Below are 19755 nucleotides of genomic sequence, written 5' to 3' on the forward strand. Positions count from 1 at the left end.
CAGGCCCGGGACGCACGAACGCCCCCGCCTCGAGAGGCGGGGGCGTTCGGTGTTCGAGAGGTGTGACGACGACCGGTGGTGGAGATGGGGGGAATTGAACCCCCGTCCATCGCTGAGATTGCACGCATTCTACGGGCGTAGCCAGATGAGGCGTTCTGCTCGGCTCCGACCTTTGTTACTGGCTTCTAGGTCGACGAGCCCAGCCCGAGTGCAAGTCCCGTGTGACCCCCAGGCGTAGTCACACAGCAAGCCATCTAAATGACGTCAGGATCTGGTTAGAAGGCGGTCACCAGACTGACGGACTCCATGTGGCTCTACTGCTTACGCAGCGAGAGCGAAGTCAGTGCGCTTGTTATTGGCACTTATTGTTTTCCAGAGATCGTTTACGAGATAACCCTGGATCCTCGGCCCGCTTCTCGTTCGCACACAGGCGATGTCGAAACCGATCATCCCCATGAGGGGGCCGTCGTCACACGCTCTTGAATTACCAACGCACGTTTCCGTGCGGCCCATCAGTCTACGTCGTCCGACGCGTTCGCGCCACCGTCGGCGACCCGCCCGCCCGTGCCCGACGACCGACCGGTCACTCCCCCAGGTGCTTGCGCGCCGACATCGCCGACTGCGCCTCGCGCGTCGCGGTGCGCTCGCGCAGGGTCTGGCGCTTGTCGTACTCGCGCTTTCCCTTCGCGAGGGCGATCTCGACCTTGGCCCGACCGTCGCTGAAGTAGATCTTGAGCGGGACGACCGTGAAGCCGCCCTCCTTGGTCTTCTGCCCGATCTTGTCGATCTCGTGGCGGTGCAGCAGCAGTTTGCGCTTGCGCCGGGGTGCGTGGTTGTTCCAGGTGCCCTCGGTGTACTCGGGGATGTGCACCGCGTCGAGCCAGGCCTCGCCGGCGTCGACGAACGCGTACCCGTCGACCAGCGACGCGCGGCCCTGCCGCAGCGACTTGACCTCGGTGCCGCTCAGGACGATGCCCGCCTCGTACGTCGTCTCGATCGTGTAGTCGTGGCGCGCGCGGCGGTTCGTGGCCACGACCTTCTCACCGCGTTCTTTCGCCACGCTGGCCTCCTGGTCGTTCGGGTGGGGGTGCTGCCGACAGGCAGCCGTTCAGTATACAGCGAAGGAGGCGCGGTGCCCGTCTGACGGACACCGCGCCTCCTTCACGGGGCCGGCTTCTAGACCTTGAGGTAGCGCCTGATGGCGACGTTCGCGCTGAGGGCTGCGAGCAGGATGCCGACGACGATGACGATCGGCACGACCAGGGCGGCGTCCCGCAGTCCGATGAACGGCGTGCCCTGGAAGGTCACCGCCAGGTAGCCCTTGACGAAGAAGTTGACGATCGCGACGATCGCCCCACCGGCCAGCAACGAGCCCACGAGGGCCGCGATCACCCCCTCGAGGATGAACGGCGTCTGGATGAACCGGTTGGACGCCCCGACCAGGCGCATGATGCCGAGTTCTCGACGCCGGCTGAACGCGCTCAACCGGATGGTCGTGGCGATCAGCAGCACGGCAGCGATCAACATGAGGGAGGCGATGCCGATGGCCGTGTAGCTCGCCGCGTTCAGCACCGAGAAGATCGGGTCGAGGTACCCGCGCTGGTCGACGACGCTCTGGACGCCGGCCAGGCTCGACAGGCTCTCGGTGAGGACGTCGGACTGCGTCGGGTCCTTGAGGTTCACCCAGAAAGTCTCGTTGAGGTACGCCGGCTGCACGAACTCGGTGGCCGGGCTGTCGGCGAACTGCTGCTTGAAGCGGTCGTAGGCCTGGGTCTGGTCCTCGAAGTAGAACTTGTCGACGTAGGGCGTCAGGACGTCGCTGTCGAGCTGGGCGCGGACGCCGTCGATCTGGTCCTTGGTCGCCATCGCCCCGGTGCAGTTGCCGGTCGTGTCGGTGTCGGTGCAGAGGTAGACGGCGACCTGGGCCTTGTCGTACCAGTAGCCCTTCATCTGCGTGATCTGCATCTGCAGCAGGGCCGCGGTGCCGACGAAGGTCAGCGAGATGAACGTGACGAGCACGACGGAGATGACCATCGAGGCGTTGCGACGGAGGCCGCTGCCGACCTCGCTCATGACGAGTCCGAGTCTCATGCGTCGGCCCCTCTCGTGCTGAGGTCCTCGACCCCGATGGCCTGGATGGGCACCGCCTGGGTCTGGTAGCCGCCGTGACGCTCGTCGCGGAGGATGTTGCCCGCACTGAGCTCGATCACCCGTCGTTGCATCTGGTCGACGATTCCCGCGTCGTGGGTCGCCATGATGACCGTCGTGCCGCCGGCGTTGATGCGCTCGAGCAGGGTCATGATGCCGGCGCTGGTCGACGGGTCGAGGTTGCCGGTGGGCTCGTCGGCCAGCAGGATCGCCGGCTTGTTGACGATCGCACGGGCGATGGCGACGCGCTGCTGCTCGCCGCCCGAGAGCTCGTGCGGCAGACGGTGCTGCTTGCCGACCAGGCCGACCATCTTGAGGACGTCGGGCACGGCCTCCTGGATGAAGCCCTTGCTCTTGCCGATGACCTGGAGGCTGAACGCGACGTTGTCGAACACGTTCTTCTGCGGCAGCAGCCGGAAGTCCTGGAACACGACGCCGAGGTTGCGCCGGAAGTACGGTACCTTGCGGCTCGAGAGCGTGCCCAGACGCTGCCCGAGGACGTGGATCTGGCCCTGGGACGGCTTCTCTTCCTTCAGCACGAGCCGCAGGAAGCTCGACTTGCCGGAGCCGCTCGCCCCCACGAGGAACACGAACTCGCCCTTGAGGATCTCGAGGGTGACGGCGTTCAGCGCGGGCCGGGGGTTGCCGACGTAGACCTTGGTGACTTCATCAAACCGAATCATGACGGGGATCACCCTAAGTGCGGCCGGCGACGATCGCCGCAGCGACTCGCTGCGGCGGGGCGGCTATGGATGTGCTGGGAGCCGCCGGGCGGGCGACGCCCGGTCAGTCCTGGTCGTCGCGCTTGCGCCAGCGGATGCCCGCCGAGATGAAGCCGTCGAGATCGCCGTCGAAGACGTTCGAGGGGTTGTTGACCTCGTGCTCGCTGCGCAGGTCTTTGACCATCTGGTAGGGCGCCAGCACGTAGCTGCGGATCTGGTCGCCCCAGCTGGCGGTGATGTTGCCCGCCAGCTCTTTCTTCTTGGCGTTCTCGGCTTCTTTCTGCAGCAGCAGGAGGCGCGACTGCAGCACGCGCATGGCGGCGGCGCGGTTCTGGATCTGGCTCTTCTCGTTCTGCATCGAGACGACGGTGCCGGTCGGGATGTGCGTCAGCCGCACGGCCGAGTCGGTCGTGTTGACGCTCTGACCGCCGGGGCCCGAGGACCGGAAGACGTCGACGCGGATGTCGTTCTCGGGGATGTCGATCGACTCGGTCTCTTCCATCAGCGGGATGACCTCGACCGCGGCGAAGCTGGTCTGGCGCTTGCCGGCGGCGCCGAAGGGGCTCATGCGCACGAGCCGGTGCGTGCCGGCCTCGACGCTGAGCGTGCCGAACGCGTAGGGGGCGTCGATCTCGAAGGTGGCGCTCTTGATGCCGGCTTCTTCGGCGTAGCTGGTGTCCATGACGGTGGCGGACATGCCGTGCTTCTCGGCGTAGCGCAGGTACATGCGCAGCAGCATCTCGGCGAAGTCGGCGGCGTCGACCCCGCCGGCCCCGGCGCGGATCGTGATGACGGCCGGGCGCGGGTCGTACTCGCCGTCGAGCAGCGTCTGCACCTCGAGGACGTCCATCATCTTCTGCAGGGCCCTGAGCTCGGCCTGGGCCTCGTCGGCGCTCTCTTGGTCGTCGCCGTCGTTCGCCATCTCGACGAGCACCTCGAGGTCGTCGAGCCGCGCCTCGGTGGTCTCGAGCTTCTCGAGCTCGGACTGCCGGTGGCTGAGGGCGCTGGTGACCTTCTGGGCGTTGTCGGTGTCGTCCCACAGGTCGGGGGCCGAGGCCTGTTCGCTGAGCTCGGCGATCTCGGCGACGAGACGGTCTTGCCCGATCACCGCACGGATGTCTTCGAACGTGGCCCGGAGGGCGGCAATCTGCTCAGAGAAATCCAGTGCGATCATGGTCCCCGAGCTTACCCGGCCCGCGTGGGCCGGGCCTGCCCGTGCCCCGCGCCTCCCGCCGCCCGCCTCGCGCCACCCGCCCCGCGCCTCCCGACGACAGGGTGAGGTCTCGTCTCATCCGCAGTACTCGGGCGGGGCGATGCGCGTCGTGCCCACGCTCATGTCGGTGATCCGGTCGGACGTCCCCACCACGAAGACGAGGTACTGCCCGTCGTCGCCGGCGACGGCGTACTGCGTCCCGTAGTTCTCGTGGTGGTCGAGAGTGAGTTCGGCATCCGGGTAGGCGGCGAGCAGTGTCGCTTCGTCGTCGCCGAGCCCGATGCCGGACGCGGTCCGGGGGGTGGCGCTCGCGAGGGCGGCCGGGTCGTCGAACGTCGGGTCGGCGGAGACGGTCGCGATCTCGGTCGCGTCCGGAGACGACCCGCGCGAGACAGCGAGACTCAGTCCCCGGCCGTCCGAGAAGAACGACGCCGGGCAGCCGTAGCCGTCGTCCGGGTGCCGGTCGAAGGTGGTGAGCCGGGCGGCCTGCTCCTCGAGCCGGCCGCCGAGGACCAGCGGCCCGATCCGATCGGTGGACACGATCCAGGTCGACGGGGCCGTCGGATCGTCCACCACCGGTGCCGGTGGCGGGACCGGTGTCGCCGACGGCGTCCCGGCCGGTTCGACGACACCGGGCGACGTGCCGGGATCGTCCTCGGGTCGATCGGACGGGAGCGAGGTGGGGGCCGCTTCACCGTTTCCCGACGGCAGGGTGCCGCCCCCGGCGAGCGCGACGCCCCCGACGGCCAGCGCCACGGCGGCCGCGCCGGCCACCGACAGCAGGACGACCCGCCGGCGACGGACCGAACGGGCGCGGTCGGGTTCGCGCGCGACGGTCTCGATCAGGAGGCCGCGGACGGCCGCGGCACGGTCGCGGTCAAGGCCGAGCGCGTCGTGCGCGTCGTGTGGGCCGTTCGGACGGTCGTTCGGTGCGTCGCTCATCGGTTCTCTCCGGTCAGGGTGACGGGACGTCCGGAGGCCGACTCGGAAGCCGACATCGCTTTGGCGAGTCGCGACTTGGCCCGCGACAGTCGGGACTTGACGGTCCCGACGGGCACGCCGAGCGCCTCGGCCGCGGTCGCCATCGGGAACTCCTCGAGCACGCAGAGCCCGAGGACGTCGCGATCGGCCTTGCCCAGGCCGTCGAGGGCGACTCTCAACCGCCGGTCCCGATCGACGACGTCCAGTCGCGCCGCGACGTCGTCGGCGGGATCGTCCACGTCGGCGTGCGGCGGCAGGGAGGCCAGGGCGATGCGGTGTCGACGGGTCGACCTGGCGAGGTTCTGGGCGACGTGGCCCGTGGTCACGAGCAACCACGCGAGGACCGACCCGTCGACGATGCGGACCGCGTCCCGACGGCGCCACGCCTCGAGGAAGACCATGGCCGTGACGTCCTCGGCGTCGTGCCGGTGTCGGCACAGCCGCAGGGCGTGGCCGTGCACCCGTGCCTGGTGGCGGTCGAAGACGGTCCCGAACGCGGCCGGGTCCCCTGCGACCGCCCGGGCCCAGACGTCGGCGTCCCCCGTCACCGGTCGTGCTCGCTTCTCGTCGTCATGTCGACGTCCCCTCTGGTCCGTTGCTGCCTCCCGTACATGTCCGATCGCCCGGAAAGGTTCCTTCGTCTCCTCTCCCCGAGGTCGGCACCGGTCGGCCCGCGTCAGCGCCGGGCGACGCCCGCTTCCCGCAGGGCCACGTCGGCGAGGCGGCGGACGACCGCGGCATCCCCCGCGCGCCAGGCGGCCACCGGGTCGGGAGACACGGCGAGGGCGGCCTTCGCGTCGCGGCCGGTGAGTGCCCGCAACGCGAGCAGGTCCTCGCCGCCCGGCAGGGCGAGCAGCGCACGGACCGAGGAGGCGCGGCGCACGAACGCGATCCGCCCGCGCAGCCAGACCCACAGCACCACGAGGCTCGGCACCCCGGCGACGACGAGTCCGGCGACCAGCGCCGCCCGGGCCACGCCGTCCTGCTGCTGCCGTCCGGCGTCGGCCAGGGACTGTCCGGCCCCGCTGGCCCCGTCGAACGGGGCGCTGGCCGCACCGCCGACCAGGGGCAGCCCTTGCAGCGCGCGCGACGCGTCCTGCATGGCGCCCTGGAAGCCGGCCCCCGCCTCCTCGAGTTGCCTCCCGAGGTCGGCGAAGGTGCCGATGAAGGTCGCGATGCTCACCCCGAGCACGACGAAGAGGACGACGAGGCCGACGGCCACGACGTCTCCGGTCACCTGGCGGGTCCGGACGAGGGGCGAGGCCGAGTAGAGCTGCATGGCCCCAGTCTGACGCGAGGCGGCCCGCGAGGCGCGACCCGCGCCTCCTCGGGTCGGAGACGACGACTACCGGGGCACGGTGCTGACGGGTCCCACCCGCGAGGTCGCGAGGTCGAGCGAGGTGACCGTCGTCGCTCCGGCCGACAGGGCCACCCGCAACGCCCCCACCTGGTAGGGGACGGTCGTCCACTTGTCGGGCGGGACGCCGGTCACGACGCCGCCCGGGTAGCCGGCCTGGTCGGGGCGCAGGTTCACCCTCAGCGACAGGACGGACGGCAGGCGCGTGGTCAGGGTGCCGAGCGCCGTGAGCACCGGGGCGAGCGTGGTCGAGAGGGTGCTGCCGAGGGTGGTGACCGGGGTGACGAGCGTGGAGCGGACGAGCGTGGCCACCGACGCGAGCAGCGACCCGGCCGAGCCCGTCAACGCGGCGAGCAGCGGGTTCAGCACGTTGCCGAGCAGGGTGGCGAGCGCCCCGCTCAGCACCCGCGTGGTGACCACCGCCGTCGCGGTGGACGGGGACGCGAGCAACTGGCCGAGCGTTCCCCCCATCGCGACGTCGACGGCGAGCACGTCGACGGGGACGCCGAGCACCGTCGCCCGCAACGTCACCGTCAACGCCACCGACAGCTGCGCCGCCGACACCGCGGACTGCAGCGCCGCCACGACCCGTTGGGTCAGGCCGTCGAGCATCGACCCGACCGTGGTCGTGATCGAGGCCATCGCCGCCGCGCTCAGCACGAGTTCGGTGTTCGGGGCGAGCCCGTTCAGCCCGCCGGGCTGGCCGACCAGCGTGGCCAGGTCGACCGACACCACACCGGTCGACGGGGTGATGGTGACCGTGCCGTCCGTGCTGGTGACCGACCCCGCGAGCACCGGGTCCACCGCCGACTGCAGGGCCAGGCCGGTGAGGGTGACCGAACCCGTGACCCCGCCCAGGCTCAGCAGGTTCGTGAGGCCGTTCACGGTGGCGAGCACGCCGTCCCGGACGGTCCTCGAGATCGTGCCGTTGACGCCCGTCAGGCCGGCGGCGGCCGTGTTCAGGCTCGTGACCGTGCTCGACACCTGACCCGACAGTCCCGCCACCGCCGGGCTGTGCAGCTCGAGGGCGAGACCGGCGATGCCGTAGTCGCGGGTCACCCCCGTCACGCTGCCGTCGCCCCAGATGCGGCTCTCGAGGGCTCGGCAGCCGTCGAGGGTCGCCGTGGACGCCACCGCGCCCACGGTCAGGTCGGCCCGGTCGAGGGCGGTCGAGGCGGGCAGCACCGAGGTGAGGCCGATGCGGGCGGGACCGGGCAGTGACGAGGCGGGGGTCGTCGGCGTCACGCCGAGCCCGCCCGAGTCGCTCACCAGACCCGCGGCGGCGGCCGCCGTGCCGGTCGGGGCGACCCGCGTGAACTGGTTCAGGGCTCCGGCCGACCCCGCCGGCAGGTTCGTGCCGAGCCCGGTCAGGTCGAGGCCGACGAGACCCGACCCCGCGCTCGCCGACAGGGGATTGCGGAACGTCGTCGTGCCTCCCGCGTCCGTGGTCGGGGCGGGCGATGCCGGCACCGCGGTGACGACGCCGGAGCGGGTGCGCGTCAGGTCCGCCCCACGCACGGCCGCGACGGTGTCGAGGTCGGTGCCGGCCAGGCTGCCGCGCACGAACCGGCTGGACGCGGCGGCGGCGTACCCGGTGTCGGTGCCGCAGGTGAACCTCGTGGTGCCGACGAGCCCGTACGTGCGCTCGGAGTCGGTCCAGGCGGCGGTCGTCACGGGCGGCGGGGGCACGATGACGGCACCCACGACGGCGACGACGGCCGCCACGGCGACGACGGCCCGTCGCGCGGTGAGCGCCGCGACGAGGCGGGCGACACCCGTGGGGCGACGGCGACGGCGGCCGTGCGTGCCGGTCACGACGTCACCGCCCGGCGTCGTCCGCGGAGGTGCAGCGAGAGGCCGACGACCAGGGCACCGGCACCCGCGATGGCCGGGCCGGACGAGAGGCCGCCGGTGAAGGCGAGCGCCCGCGGGGCGTCCACGCCGCTGAGGGTCACGTCGACGGGGCGCCCGTCGCCGGCGGAGTCGATGACGGGGGCGACGCCGCCGGGGCCGGTGCCGGTGCCGCCGGTGCCGGGCGCCGCCGGGTCCGCCCCGCCCGGGCCGGGACCGGCCGGGTCGCCGGGCACGGCGGTCGTGACGGTCGGCTCGGGCTCGGCCGGGAGGGTCGCGACGGGGTCCAGCGCCGTCGCCGTGATGCCGACGCCGACCCGGGCGCTCCGTCCCATGGACGAGGCGTCGTCGCCGCGCCCACCGGCGAGACCGAGGCTGACGAGCACGAAGACCCGGCCCGAGCCCCCGACCGACCGCACCGGCCACGAGGGACTGCCGTCGACGAACGAGGAGGCGCGGGTCGGGGCGGTCACGGTCCGCGCCCCGGTCGCGCAGAGCGGCGTCGTCTCGACCCGCTGCCACTCGACGTCGCAGGTCTCGACCCCCAGCGTGAATCCGGCCTCGTCGTCGACGAGCGACCCCGAGCTGACGAGCTCGAGGCCGAGTGCCACCCGGTCGCCGGTCGTGACGTCGGTCGCGATCTGCCAGCGGCCCGGGGCCGCGGGCGCGATGTCCTCGGTGCCGGTCAGTTCGTCGGCCAGCACGAGGTGGCCGTCGAGGCCGGTCTCGGGCACGGGTTCGAGGGCACGGGCGGTGCCGGCCTGGACGGTGAGGGCCCCGCCGAGCACGAACGCGGCCGTCCCCACGACGGCCAGGAGCGTCGTCGCGGCGCGGTGCCCGCGGGTCGTGGGTCCGCGGTGCGCACCGCGGTCGTGGTGCGCACCGCGGCCGTGGTGCTCGCCGCTCGGCCCGCCGGGCGCGCCGCCACTCGACTCCCCGTCCACGGTCGTCCTCACCCTCGGCGGACGGCGCCGCGTCGCGTCGGCCAGAAGGCCAGCACGACGGCGGCACCGACGACGGCGACCGCGAGCCCGCGGGCCGACGGGGTCGACATCGTCGTCAGGACGAAGCCGAGGCCCGGGGCCGAGGCGACGACGATCCGGGCGTCGCGCACGACGTAGGGGTCGCGGTCGTCCGAGTCGTTGGCGTCGCCCCGCAGCACGAGGGAGCGCGCGGCGGCGTCGCCGGGCACGGCGGTCGTCGAGACGACCCGGTGGGTCACGGGGACGTCGAAGCCGGGTCGGGGCACCGTGACCACGTCGCCGGGCCGCACGTCGGCCGCCGCGATCGCCCGGGTGACGACGGCGCCGCCCGCGGGCACGGTGGGACTCATCGAGCCGGTCAGGACGACCACGAGCGAGAGGCCGAGGACCGTCGAGACGGCGAGCCAGAGGAGGCAGACCGCGCCGACGAGGCCGACCACCGACAGCAGGAGCGTGCTGACGACGTCGACCGGTCGGCGGCGAGGGCGTCGGCGACGGCGCTCACGGCGATCCGCCCGGCGCGGCTCGACCTCGGGGCCCCGACGTTCCGCCCGGGGCCGGGTCACGGTGTCGACCACCGGTCGGCCCGTCACTCGACGCTGGTCGAGGCGAACTCCCACGCCGGGGCGGCGGTACGGCCCTGGAGCGTCGAGCTCGCCGACGTGGCGGCACTCGCCGGCAGGGTCACTTCGAAGCAGTAGAACTGCGTGGTGCCGGACGCGGCGGCGAGTCGTTGGGTGGCCGTGGCGCCCGTCGTCGAGAGCGAACCCGTGGCGATGGTCGTCGGCGCGGTGAACGCGGCGGCGGTGCAGGTCGGCGCGGCACCCCCGGCCGTGACCTCGACGGTCGCGACGCGGACGGTCAGGGCGCTGAAGAGCGCTCCCCCGGCATCGGCCACGGTCACGCCGGTGGCGGGCACCGCGGCCCGGACCTGCACGTCGGCGGGGACGCTCGTCGTGGCCGTCGTCCGCAGGGCCACGCCCGAGTAGACGCTCTCGCCCGGGCTCAGGGTCTGCGCGCCCGGCGTGAAGACCGTGCCGCGACCCGGTGCGGTCTCGTAGTCGGAGAAGCCCGCCGTGTAGGGCGAGGTGACGCTCTGCTGCACCTCGAACGTGCCGGTGCCTATGCCGGGGCCGCCCGTGCCGTCCCCGGCGTAGACCCACTCGCTGTCGGTCCAGGCCGCGACGGTGTAGCCGAGTCCGCCGACGACCAGCGCACCGCCTGCGGCGAGCGCCGCGACCTTGCGGAGGCGACGAGGTCTCGGCGCCGACCGGTCGTGCGTCGCGACGTCGTCGCGCGGGACCTCGCCGTGAGGGGTGTCGGAGGCAGAGCGGTGCTGCGACATGGTGGTGCTCCTGATCCGCGTCGCCTGGTGGGGGCGGCGCTCGGGGTGGTGCGATGGACGCCCGTGGTGAGCGGGCGGCGGGCCGGGATGCGGCGGCGGCTCGGGGTGGTGGGGCCCGGCCGGTGAGGCGTGCTCACGTGTGTTGGGGTCGAGTACACCACCCCCGCGCGGGGGCGACAACCCACCCGTTCGGGGGTCGTGGCCGGGGTGCCCTGCCCGGCGGGCGGATCAGCGGGCGCCGAGCACCGGGGCGCGGTCGGCGTAACCGGCCGTCGTGGCGCGCGCGACGGCGGTCGGGAGCGCCGCGAGCAGCGCGTCGACGTCGGCCTCGGTGCTCGTGTGGCCGATCGTCATGCGGAGCGCACCGCGGGCCGCGTCCGCCGGCAGGCCCATGCCGAGCAGCACGTGGGACGGTTCGGGGATGCCCGCCTGGCAGGCCGATCCGGTCGAGACGCTGACCCCGGCGGCGTCGAGCAGGAACAGCAACGAGTCGCCCTCGCACCCGTCGAAGGTGAAGTGGGCGTTGCCGGGCAGCCGGTCGACGGGGTCGCCCCGCAGCACGGCCCCGGGCACCGACGCCAGCACCCCGGCGATCAGCCGGTCCCGCAGCGGCTCGTAGGCCCCGTGCGGCTGCTCGGCCGCCACGGCGAAGGCGACGGCGGCCGGGGCGTCCTGCGTGCCCGAGCGCACCTGTCGTTGCTGTCCGCCCCCGTGGATCAGGGGCACGACGGTCGCCGACCGCGACAGCACGAGCGCGCCGATGCCGATGGGCCCGCCGATCTTGTGGGCGCTGACGCTGAGCGCCGCGAGCCCGGAGGCCGCGAAGTCGATCGGCACCTGCCCGTAGGCGGCGACGGCGTCCGAGTGCACCGGCACCCCGTGGGCGGCGGCGAGCGCCACGACCTCGTCGACGGGCTGCATCGTGCCGACCTCGTTGTTGGCCCAGAGCAGGCTGACCAGGGCGACGTCGTCGTGCTCGTCGAGGGCCGCGGCGAGGGCGTCGACGCGCAGCCGGCCCTGCTCGTCGAGCGGCAGCCAGGTGACGACGGCGCCCTCGTACCGTTCGAGCCACTCGACGGTGTCGACGGTGGCGTGGTGCTCGCCGGCGGGGACGAGGAGGCGCGGCCGCGGTCGGTCGGACTGCCTCGCCCACCACAGTCCCTTGATCGCGAGGTTGACCGCCTCGGTGCCGCCCGAGGTGAAGACGATCTCGATCGGGTCGCAGCCGAGGGTCGCGGCCACGCGCTCGCGGGCCTCTTCGAGGACGCGCTTGGCGTTCTGGCCGGCCGAGTGGATGGACGACGGGTTGCCGACCGTGCCGAGCGCCTCGGCGTAGGCGGCGATCGCCGCCGGGTGCATCGGCGTGGTGGCCGCGTGGTCGAGGTAGACGCTCATGTTCGGGTCCTCAGGCTGGGTGGGGCGGAGACGCTCGATGATTTCGGGGCCGACACGCGCCTCCTCTACTGTAAACGCGTGACCGACCCCGACCCCCTGCGCGATCTCGGCATCCGTTCCGGCCCCGACGGGCCGACGCTGCGCGTCTGGTCCGCGTCGGCGTCCCGGATCGACGTCGTGATCGACGACGCCCCGCACGACCGTGTCGTCCCGATGGTCCGCGACGCACACGACGTGTGGAGCGCCACCGACGGCGCCCTCACCCCCGGGCGGCGGTACTGGCTGCGGGCGGACGGCCCCGCCGGGGGCGGCAACGCCTTCGACCCCTCGCTCGAGCTGCTCGATCCCTACGCGCGCGGGCTCGGTCGCACCGGACGCGGCACGTGGCAGTCGGCCGTCGTCGACGAGTCGTTCGACTGGGGTGGGGTGTCCAAGCCCCGCACGCCGCTCGACCGGGTGGTGGTCTACGAGGCGCACGTCCGCGGCCTCACCCGCCTGGCCCCCTTCGTGCCCGAAGAGCTGCGCGGCAGCTACGCCGGCCTCGCCGCCGAGTCGACCATCGCCTACCTGATCGGCCTCGGCGTGACGGCGGTGCAGCTGTTGCCCGTGCACCAGCACGTCGACGAGCAGCGCCTCGTCGCGCAGGGCATCGAGAACTACTGGGGCTACAACACCCTCGGCTACTTCGCCCCGCACGCCGCCTACGCCAGCCGCGACGCGCAGCTCGCCGGCGCCTCGGCGATCCTCCGCGAGTTCAAGGGCATGGTGCGCCTACTGCACGAGGCCGGCATCGAGGTCTACCTCGACGTGGTCTACAACCACACGGCCGAAGAGGGCGAGGTCGGCGGCCCGGTCACGAGCCTGCGCGGTCTCGACGGCTCCGGCTACTACCGACACGACGCCGAGGGTCGGCCGGTCGACGTGACGGGGTGCGGCAACTCGCTCGACACGAGCACGCCGGCCGCCTCGCGGCTCGTCCTCGACTCCCTGCGGTACTGGGCCGACGAGGTGCAGATCGACGGCTTCCGCTTCGACCTCGCCGCCACGCTCGGACGTGGTGCGGACCACGTCTTCGACCCCGAGCACCCGCTGCTGAGTGCGATCGTGGACGATCCGGCGCTCGAGGGCGTCAAGATGATCGCCGAGCCGTGGGACGTCGGCATGGGCGGCTGGCAGACCGGGGCCTTCCCCGACGGCTGGATCGAGTGGAACGACCGGTTCCGCAACCGGGCCCGCGACTTCTGGCTGACCGACATCGCCGCGGCCCGGTCGCAGGGCGCTCCCCCGTCCGGGCTCGGCAGCTTCGCGTCGAAGCTCAGCGGGTCGAGCAACATCTACGCCCACGAGCGCGGTCCGCTGTCGGGCGTGAACTTCGTCACGGCGCACGACGGCTTCACCCTGCTCGACCTCGTGTCGTACGACGGCAAGCACAACCTCAGCAACGGCGAGGACAACCGCGACGGCACCGACGACAACCGCTCGTTCAACCACGGCGTCGAGGGCGACAGCGTCAACCCCTGGATCTCGGACGCCCGGCGCCGCTCGATGCGCAACCTGCTCGCCACCCTCTTCGTGTCGGCCGGCATCCCCATGCTGACCGCCGGCGACGAACGCGGCCGCACCCAGCACGGCAACAACAACGCCTACTGCACCGACAGCGAGCTCACCTGGGTCGACTGGTCCGACGAACCCTGGCACCGGGACCTGCACGACGACGTCGCCACGCTCTCCCGGCTGCGAGCCGAGAACCCCGCCCTGCGCCCGTCGCGGTTCGGCCTCGACGGCGCCTGCACGCTCAGCGCCAACGAGATGTCGTGGCACTCGGCCTCGGGCGACGAGATGCGTCCCGACGAGTGGAACGACCCCGGCGTCCGCACGATGCAGTACCTCGCGACCTCGACGCCCGAGCACGAGGCGCCGAACACGGTCCTCGTCGTGGTGCACGGGGCCGAGACCGCCGTCTCGGTGACGCTCCCCCGACACCACGGGGTGACGGCGTACGAGGCCCTGTGGTCGAGCGACGACCGCAGCCTGCCGCAGGCGACGGCCCCCGGTGACGACCTGCTCGTCTCGGGGCCGACCGTGGTGGTGTTCCGCGCCACGACGACCGAGGTGGCCTCGTGACCAGCAAGGCGTCCGGAGGGGCGCGCGGCCCCGCCACGCCGGCCACCGTCGCGCTCACCACGGCCGGCATCCCCTTCACGGCCCACACCTACGAACACCACGACACGGCGACGAACTTCGGCGAGGAGGCCGCCGCCGAGCTCGGCCTCTCGGCGGAACGCGTCTTCAAGACCCTCGTGGTCGACGCCGAGGGCACCCTCGTGGTGGGCGTCGTCCCCGTCTCGGGTCGCCTCGACCTCAAGGCGCTCGCGGCCGCCGTCGGGGCCAAGAAGGCCTCGCTGGCCGACCCCGCCCTGGTCGAACGCCGCACGGGCTACGTCGTGGGCGGCATCAGCCCGCTCGGGCAGCGGACCGCCGCGACGACCGTGGTCGACGCGAGCGCCGCCTCCTTCGCCTCGGTCTTCGTCAGCGGCGGGAGGCGCGGGTTCGACATCGAGATCGCACCCGACGACCTCGTGCGCGCCACCGGCGGATCCTACGCGGCGATCCGTCGGGACTGACCCGCGCCGCGCCTCCTCGGATCTGCGGCCACGCCGCCACGCCGCCACGCCGCCACGCCGCCACGAAGTCAACAATCCGCCACGCGAAAACGTGGCGGGATGTCGACCTCGTGGCGGGATGGCCGAATGCGGCACGGGCGACGCGGGATAGGGTCGGGCGCATGACCGGCAGCCCGGCCCGGGTCGAGGGCACGCTCACCTCGTGGGACGACGACCGCGGCTTCGGGTTCCTCACCCCGGCCTCGGGACGCGGCCGGGCGTTCGTCCACATCACGGCGTTCAGCCGCGGCACGGCCCGGCCCCGGGTCGGTGACGCCTACTCGTACGAGGTCGACCGCCACGGCGACCGGGGGCCGGCCGCCGTGCGGGTGTCCTCCGTCGGATAGAGCTGGACGGCGCCCCGGGGACGAGCCCCGCGCCCGACACGGGCCGGCCGGGTCGCCCTCGTCGTCGGGCTGCTGCTCGTCGTGGCCGTCGCGGTCGTGGTGGGTGTCGTCGCCTCCGCCGGGCCGTCCGCCCGGATCGACGGGGCCCTCCCCTGGCTCGTCGCCACAGCCGTCGCCCTCGGCCTGGTGACGGCGGCGGTCTACGCGGTCGACAAGTCCGCCGCCCGTCGAGGACGACGCCGCGTGCCCGAACGCGTCCTGCTGCTGCTCGGCCTGCTCGGCGGCTGGCCCGGGGCCCTCGCCGCACAACAACTGCTGCGGCACAAGACGAGCAAGCGGTCGTTCCAGGTCGCCTTCTGGGGCACGGTCGCCGTGAACGTGGCGGTCGTCACCGCGGCCTCCGCGCTCGTCGGCTAGCGCTCGGGCCTCAGACCAGCTGCTTCTCGCGGGCGAAGTGGCACGCGGCCGTGTGGTCGGCCCCGTCGCGTCCGTGCGGCAGCATCGCGGGGACCTCGTCCTCGCAGCGCGACCGCTGCGCCTCGGGCAGCATCGCGTAGAGCGGGCAGCGGCTGCGGAACCGGCAGCCGGTCTGCTTGACGGTCGGCGTGGGCGGGTCGCCCGGCAGCACGATGTGCTCGCGTGCCCGTTCCTTGACGGGGTCGGGCACGGGCACGGCCGACAGCAGCGCCTGCGTGTACGGGTGCAGCGGGTGCTCGAACACCTCGTCGACCGGTCCCGTCTCGACGGTGCGGCCGAGGTACATCACCGTGACGCGGTCGGCCACGTGACGGATGACCGAGAGGTCGTGCGACACGAAGAGGTACGACAGGTCGAGCTTCGCCTTGAGCTCGGCCAGCAGGTTCAGCACGCCGGCCTGGATCGACACGTCCAGCGCCGACACCGGCTCGTCGAGCACGATGAGCTTCGGGTCGGCGGCGAGCGCCCGCGCGATCGAGATGCGCTGCCGCTGGCCACCCGAGAACTCGTGGGGGTAGCGCGTCGCGGCGGCGGGCTCGAGCCCGACGAGGCGCATCAGCTCGGGCACCCGACGCGACACCTCGTCGCGGGGCCGACCGATCGCGAGCAACGGCTCGGCGATGATGTCGCTGACCGGCTGCCTCGGGTCGAGGCTCGCCATCGGGTCCTGGAAGACCATGGACACGGCACCGCGCAGCCGCTTCACCGTCGACCCGTCGAGCTTTCGGTCGAGGGCCGTGCCGAGCAGCTCGATGGTGCCGGCCTCGGGCACCCGGAGGTCCATGATCTCGTGCAGCGTCGTGCTCTTGCCCGAGCCGGACTCGCCGACCAGGCCGAGGGTCTCGCCCTCGCGCACGTCGAGGTCGACCCCGTCGACCGCCCAGACGCTGCCCACGCGTCGCTTGAAGACCGACCCCTTGGTGAGCGGGAACGTCTTGACGAGCCCGTCGACGTGCAGCACCCGGTCCCGCTCCGCCCGCGGGACGGCAGCGAGGCCCGAGGTCGGCACGGGCGGCAGGTCGTAGACGTCCTCGGGGTCGGTGCCCTCCCCCACCAGCTGGTCGGCGTGCAGGCAGGCCGCGCGGTGACCCGCCTCGACCGCCGGAGCCTGCTCGAGCGCGGGCTCGTCGACCCGGCACTCGGCCGTCGCCAGGGGGCACCGCGCCGCGAACGGGCAGCCCGGCGCCAGCGACAACAGCGACGGCGGTGTGCCGGGGATCGGCACGAGCGGCTGGTCCGACCGTTGGTCGAGGCGCGGCAGCGCGCCGATGAGACCCACGGTGTAGGGCATGCGCGGGTGGGCGAAGAGGTCGTCGGCCGTCGCCGTCTCGACGACGCGGCCGGCGTACATCACGGCGATGCGGTCGGCGAACCCGGCGATGACGCCGAGGTCGTGGCTGACGAACAGCAGCGCGGCCCCGGTCTCGCGCTGCGCCGTGCGCAGCACCGAGATGACCTGGGCCTGGATCGTCACGTCGAGGGCCGTGGTCGGCTCGTCGGCGAGGATGACGTCGGGGTCGTTCGCGATCGCCATGGCGATCATCGCGCGCTGCCGCATGCCGCCCGAGAACTCGTGCGGGAACGAGTCGACGCGTCGCTCCGGCTCGGGGATGCCCACGAGCCCCAGCAGCTCGATCGCCCGCTCACGAGCCTGCTTCTTCGTGCCGCCGCGGTGGATCAGGACCGTCTCGGCGATCTGCTGACCGACCGTGTACACCGGGGTGAACGCCGAGAGCGGGTCCTGGAAGACCATCGCGATCCGTTTGCCGCGGATCGCCGACATCGCCTTGTCGCCGCGGCCGAGCAGTTCTTCGCCGTCGAGCGTGATCGACCCCGTCACCTTGGCCGTGGCGGGCAGCAGGCCGAGCACGGCCAGGCTCGTGACCGACTTGCCCGAGCCCGACTCGCCCACGATGCCGAGCACCTCGCCGCGGCGCAGCGTCAGGTCGACGCCGCGGACGGCGCGCACGTCGCCGTCCGGGGTCGGAAAGGTCACGGTGAGGTCGTGCACCTCGAGCACCGGAGCCGAGGAGGCGCGGGTGCGGTCGACCGGTTCGGTGAGCGTCATGCGCGCTCCCCCTTCTCGTCGTTCGTGCGGGTCGGCGCCGGCGAGCCGACGTCGGCCCCGGGGGCGGGGCTCGCGGCCTCGGAGACGCCGCCGGTGCGCCCGAGCGGCACCGCGCCTCCTCGGCTCTCGGCCGTCCGTCCGCGGGTGGGACGGCGACGACCGGTGCGCCCGGCCGTCGAGGTCGGGTCGAGCGCGTCCCGCAGCCCGTCACCCAGCAGGTTGCTGGCGAGGGCGAAGACGATCAGCGCACCGGCCGCGAAGAAGAACAGCCACGGCTTGGTGGTCGCCGCGCTCTGGTTCTGGGCGATCAGCGTGCCGAGCGAGACGTCGGGCGGCTGCACGCCGAAGCCGAAGTACGACAGCCCGGACTCGGTGAGCACCGCGGCCCCGATGGCGATGGTGGCGTCGATCACGAGGAACGAGGCCACGTTCGGCAGGATGTGCCGCACGATGATGGTGAAGTGGCCGATGCCCATGTACCGGGCGGCGCGGATGAACTCGCGCTCCTTGATGCTGAGGGTGAGCGAGCGCACCACGCGGGCCGTGATCATCCAGCCGAACAGGGCGAGCAGGGCCACCAGGATCAACCAGCCGTACTGCTTGAGGCGCGGCGACAGGATCGCGATGATCAGGAACGACGGCAGCACGAGCAGCAGGTCGACGAAGACCATCACGGCCCGGTCGATCCAGCCGCCGAAGTAGCCGGCCATCGCGCCGAGCATGCCCGCGATCACCGTCGAGAACAGGGCGACCAGCAGGCCGATCAGCAGCGACTTCTGCAGGCCGCGCGCGGTCTGCGCGAAGACGTCCTGGCCGATGTTGTTCGTGCCGAACCAGTGCGCCCCGGTCGGCGGCGACGACAGGGCCGTGTAGTCGATGTAGTTGTAAGCGTACGGCGAGACGAGCGGGCCGACGAAGGCGAAGATGAAGAGCAGCACGATCGTCACGAGCCCGACGGTGGCCCCGCGGTTGGCGAACAGGCGACGGAAGGTCAGCGCGAAGCGGTTCGTCGACGTGGCGGCGACCTCTTCTCGCGACTCGGGCACGACGGCGTCGGACGGCCCCTCGAGCAGGTCGGGTGTGAACCGGGTCATGGCGCGGCCCTACTTCTGCGCTCGGACGCGCGGGTCGAGCACCGCGTTGAGCACGTCCGACACGAAGCCGGCGAGCAGCACGACGACGGCGCTGTAGAGGGTGTAGGTGACGACGACGTTGATGTCGTTGGCCTGGACGGCGTCGATGAACCAGGCGCCGAGGCCGTTCCAGGCGAAGATCTTCTCGGTGAAGGTCGCACCGGTCAGCACCCCGAGGAACGCGAAGGCGAACAGCGTCGTCATCGGGATGAGCGCGGTGCGCAGCCCGTGCTTGAAGATCGCCGGCCGACGTCGCAGGCCCTTGGCCCGGGCGGTGCGGATGTAGTCGGCCTGCAGCACGTCGAGCATCGTCGCCCGTTGGTACCGGCTGTAGACGGCGATCAGGCCGACGCCGATCGAGATGGTGGGCAGCAGCAGGTGGGCGATGCGGTCCCAGGCGATCGTGCCGAGCCCGCCGGTCAGGTTGGGCGTCGCCTCGCCCGTGAAGGTGATCAGCTGGTACCCCAGGACGTCGTTGAGCTTCGTCGCCCCGATCTTGAGCAGCACCGCCGTGAGGAACACCGGCGTCGAGATCAGGACGAACGACAGCACCGACGACACGCGGTCCGAGAACGCGTACTGCCGGATGGCGTTCCAGGTGCCGACCACGACGGCCAGCACGATGCCGAGAATCGATCCCACCAGCAGGAGGCGCAGGCTGACGCCCAGCCTCGGCCCGAACTCCTGCGCCACCGGCTTGTCCTGGATGGTCTGCCCGAGGTCGCCCGTGAGGGCGCCGCCGACCCAGTGCACGTAGCGCTCGCCGAGAGGGTCCTTGTCGTTGACCCCGATCGAGCTGAGCTTCGCGTCGACGATCTCGGTGGACGGACGCGGGTTGCGGTCGGCGTAGACGGAGCGCGGGTTGAGGGTCGCCGAGGCGAGGAAGTAGGTGAGCGACGTCGCGATGAAGACCAGGGCGACGTAGTACACCAGCCGGCGGGCGAGGAATCGAGCCATGGCAGATCACACTAGACGTACCCCGCGGCCCGACCAGCTGGCCAGGTTTCGAGCGTGTAACAAATTCACATGAAAGTTTGCGTGGATTCAAGGCGTCCGTACATTTGGGCACACG

General features: G+C 72.3%; 19 protein-coding genes and 1 other RNA gene. 4 read left to right on the forward strand and 16 right to left on the reverse strand.

Features of this window, described 5'->3' with window-relative positions:
• Window positions 1-76: 76 nt before the first annotated feature.
• From ssrA to ASL10_RS07770, 13 genes are all read right to left on the reverse strand, one after another.
• Window positions 77-454: a transfer-messenger RNA gene (gene ssrA / locus ASL10_RS15560) on the reverse strand.
• A gap of 129 nt (window positions 455-583) precedes the next feature.
• The gene (smpB, locus tag ASL10_RS07715; RefSeq protein ID WP_056046102.1) at window positions 584-1060 is read right to left on the reverse strand and encodes an SsrA-binding protein SmpB; all 477 of its coding nucleotides are present in this window, start codon (window positions 1058-1060) and stop codon (window positions 584-586) included.
• Window positions 1061-1176: 116 nt separating this feature from the next.
• A complete protein-coding gene (gene ftsX / locus ASL10_RS07720; RefSeq protein WP_056046104.1) occupies window positions 1177-2091 on the reverse strand; it encodes a permease-like cell division protein FtsX in 915 nt (304 codons plus the stop codon).
• Complete coding sequence (gene ftsE / locus ASL10_RS07725) at window positions 2088-2831, reverse strand: cell division ATP-binding protein FtsE (protein ID WP_043593759.1); 744 nt, start codon at window positions 2829-2831, stop codon at window positions 2088-2090. Before ftsE ends, ftsX begins: the two co-directional genes overlap by 4 nt.
• 103 nt (window positions 2832-2934) lie before the next feature.
• Window positions 2935-4044, reverse strand: a complete 1110-nt coding sequence (gene prfB / locus ASL10_RS07730; protein ID WP_056046106.1) for a peptide chain release factor 2 — start codon at window positions 4042-4044, stop codon at window positions 2935-2937.
• A gap of 114 nt (window positions 4045-4158) precedes the next feature.
• Window positions 4159-5025 (reverse strand): hypothetical protein, encoded by an 867-nt coding sequence (locus ASL10_RS07735; RefSeq protein WP_056046107.1) that lies wholly within the window; start codon window positions 5023-5025, stop codon window positions 4159-4161.
• Window positions 5022-5612 (reverse strand): RNA polymerase sigma factor, encoded by a 591-nt coding sequence (locus tag ASL10_RS07740; RefSeq protein ID WP_056046109.1) that lies wholly within the window; start codon window positions 5610-5612, stop codon window positions 5022-5024. The genes ASL10_RS07735 and ASL10_RS07740 overlap by 4 nt, the downstream gene beginning before the upstream one ends.
• 128 nt (window positions 5613-5740) lie before the next feature.
• A complete protein-coding gene (locus ASL10_RS07745) occupies window positions 5741-6343 on the reverse strand; it encodes a hypothetical protein (RefSeq protein ID WP_056046111.1) in 603 nt (200 codons plus the stop codon).
• 66 nt (window positions 6344-6409) lie between these two features.
• The gene (locus ASL10_RS07750) at window positions 6410-8236 is read right to left on the reverse strand and encodes a choice-of-anchor G family protein (protein WP_056046113.1); all 1827 of its coding nucleotides are present in this window, start codon (window positions 8234-8236) and stop codon (window positions 6410-6412) included.
• Window positions 8233-9216, reverse strand: a complete 984-nt coding sequence (locus tag ASL10_RS07755; protein ID WP_157485321.1) for a hypothetical protein — start codon at window positions 9214-9216, stop codon at window positions 8233-8235. Before ASL10_RS07755 ends, ASL10_RS07750 begins: the two co-directional genes overlap by 4 nt.
• Before the next feature lie 8 nt (window positions 9217-9224).
• Window positions 9225-9833, reverse strand: a complete 609-nt coding sequence (locus ASL10_RS07760) for a signal peptidase I (RefSeq protein ID WP_162234603.1) — start codon at window positions 9831-9833, stop codon at window positions 9225-9227.
• Between the two features lie 11 nt (window positions 9834-9844).
• The gene (locus ASL10_RS07765) at window positions 9845-10600 is read right to left on the reverse strand and encodes an acyl-CoA dehydrogenase (protein WP_192123288.1); all 756 of its coding nucleotides are present in this window, start codon (window positions 10598-10600) and stop codon (window positions 9845-9847) included.
• Between the two features lie 228 nt (window positions 10601-10828).
• A complete protein-coding gene (locus tag ASL10_RS07770; RefSeq protein ID WP_056046118.1) occupies window positions 10829-11995 on the reverse strand; it encodes a cysteine desulfurase family protein in 1167 nt (388 codons plus the stop codon).
• A gap of 78 nt (window positions 11996-12073) precedes the next feature.
• Between ASL10_RS07770 and glgX the strand changes: the two genes are divergently transcribed.
• The 4 genes from glgX to ASL10_RS07790 all read left to right on the forward strand — a co-directional run bounded on the left by glgX (window position 12074) and on the right by ASL10_RS07790 (window position 15422).
• Window positions 12074-14119, forward strand: a complete 2046-nt coding sequence (gene glgX, locus ASL10_RS07775; protein WP_056046120.1) for a glycogen debranching protein GlgX — start codon at window positions 12074-12076, stop codon at window positions 14117-14119.
• Window positions 14116-14619, forward strand: a complete 504-nt coding sequence (gene ybaK / locus ASL10_RS07780) for a Cys-tRNA(Pro) deacylase (protein ID WP_056046122.1) — start codon at window positions 14116-14118, stop codon at window positions 14617-14619. The genes glgX and ybaK overlap by 4 nt, the downstream gene beginning before the upstream one ends.
• Before the next feature lie 161 nt (window positions 14620-14780).
• The gene (locus ASL10_RS07785) at window positions 14781-15005 is read left to right on the forward strand and encodes a cold-shock protein (protein ID WP_056046124.1); all 225 of its coding nucleotides are present in this window, start codon (window positions 14781-14783) and stop codon (window positions 15003-15005) included.
• An 81-nt stretch (window positions 15006-15086) separates the two neighbouring features.
• Window positions 15087-15422: a DUF1294 domain-containing protein gene (locus tag ASL10_RS07790; RefSeq protein ID WP_235452584.1), complete on the forward strand. Its 336-nt coding sequence runs from the start codon at window positions 15087-15089 to the stop codon at window positions 15420-15422.
• 10 nt (window positions 15423-15432) lie between these two features.
• Here the strand turns inward: ASL10_RS07790 and ASL10_RS07795 are convergent, their stop codons facing one another.
• Genes ASL10_RS07795 through ASL10_RS07805 form a run of 3 tightly spaced genes read right to left on the reverse strand, consistent with a single transcriptional unit; the run spans window position 15433 to window position 19640 of the window.
• On the reverse strand, window positions 15433-17550 hold the full coding sequence (locus tag ASL10_RS07795; RefSeq protein WP_056046127.1) for an ABC transporter ATP-binding protein: 2118 nt from the start codon (window positions 17548-17550) through the stop codon (window positions 15433-15435).
• Window positions 17547-18644, reverse strand: a complete 1098-nt coding sequence (locus ASL10_RS07800; protein WP_082460276.1) for an ABC transporter permease — start codon at window positions 18642-18644, stop codon at window positions 17547-17549. The genes ASL10_RS07795 and ASL10_RS07800 overlap by 4 nt, the downstream gene beginning before the upstream one ends.
• Window positions 18645-18653: 9 nt before the next feature.
• On the reverse strand, window positions 18654-19640 hold the full coding sequence (locus ASL10_RS07805) for an ABC transporter permease (RefSeq protein ID WP_056046129.1): 987 nt from the start codon (window positions 19638-19640) through the stop codon (window positions 18654-18656).
• Between the last annotated feature and the right edge of the window lie 115 nt (window positions 19641-19755).

Source organism: Frigoribacterium sp. Leaf8, from assembly GCF_001421165.1.
Classification (GTDB): domain Bacteria; phylum Actinomycetota; class Actinomycetes; order Actinomycetales; family Microbacteriaceae; genus Frigoribacterium.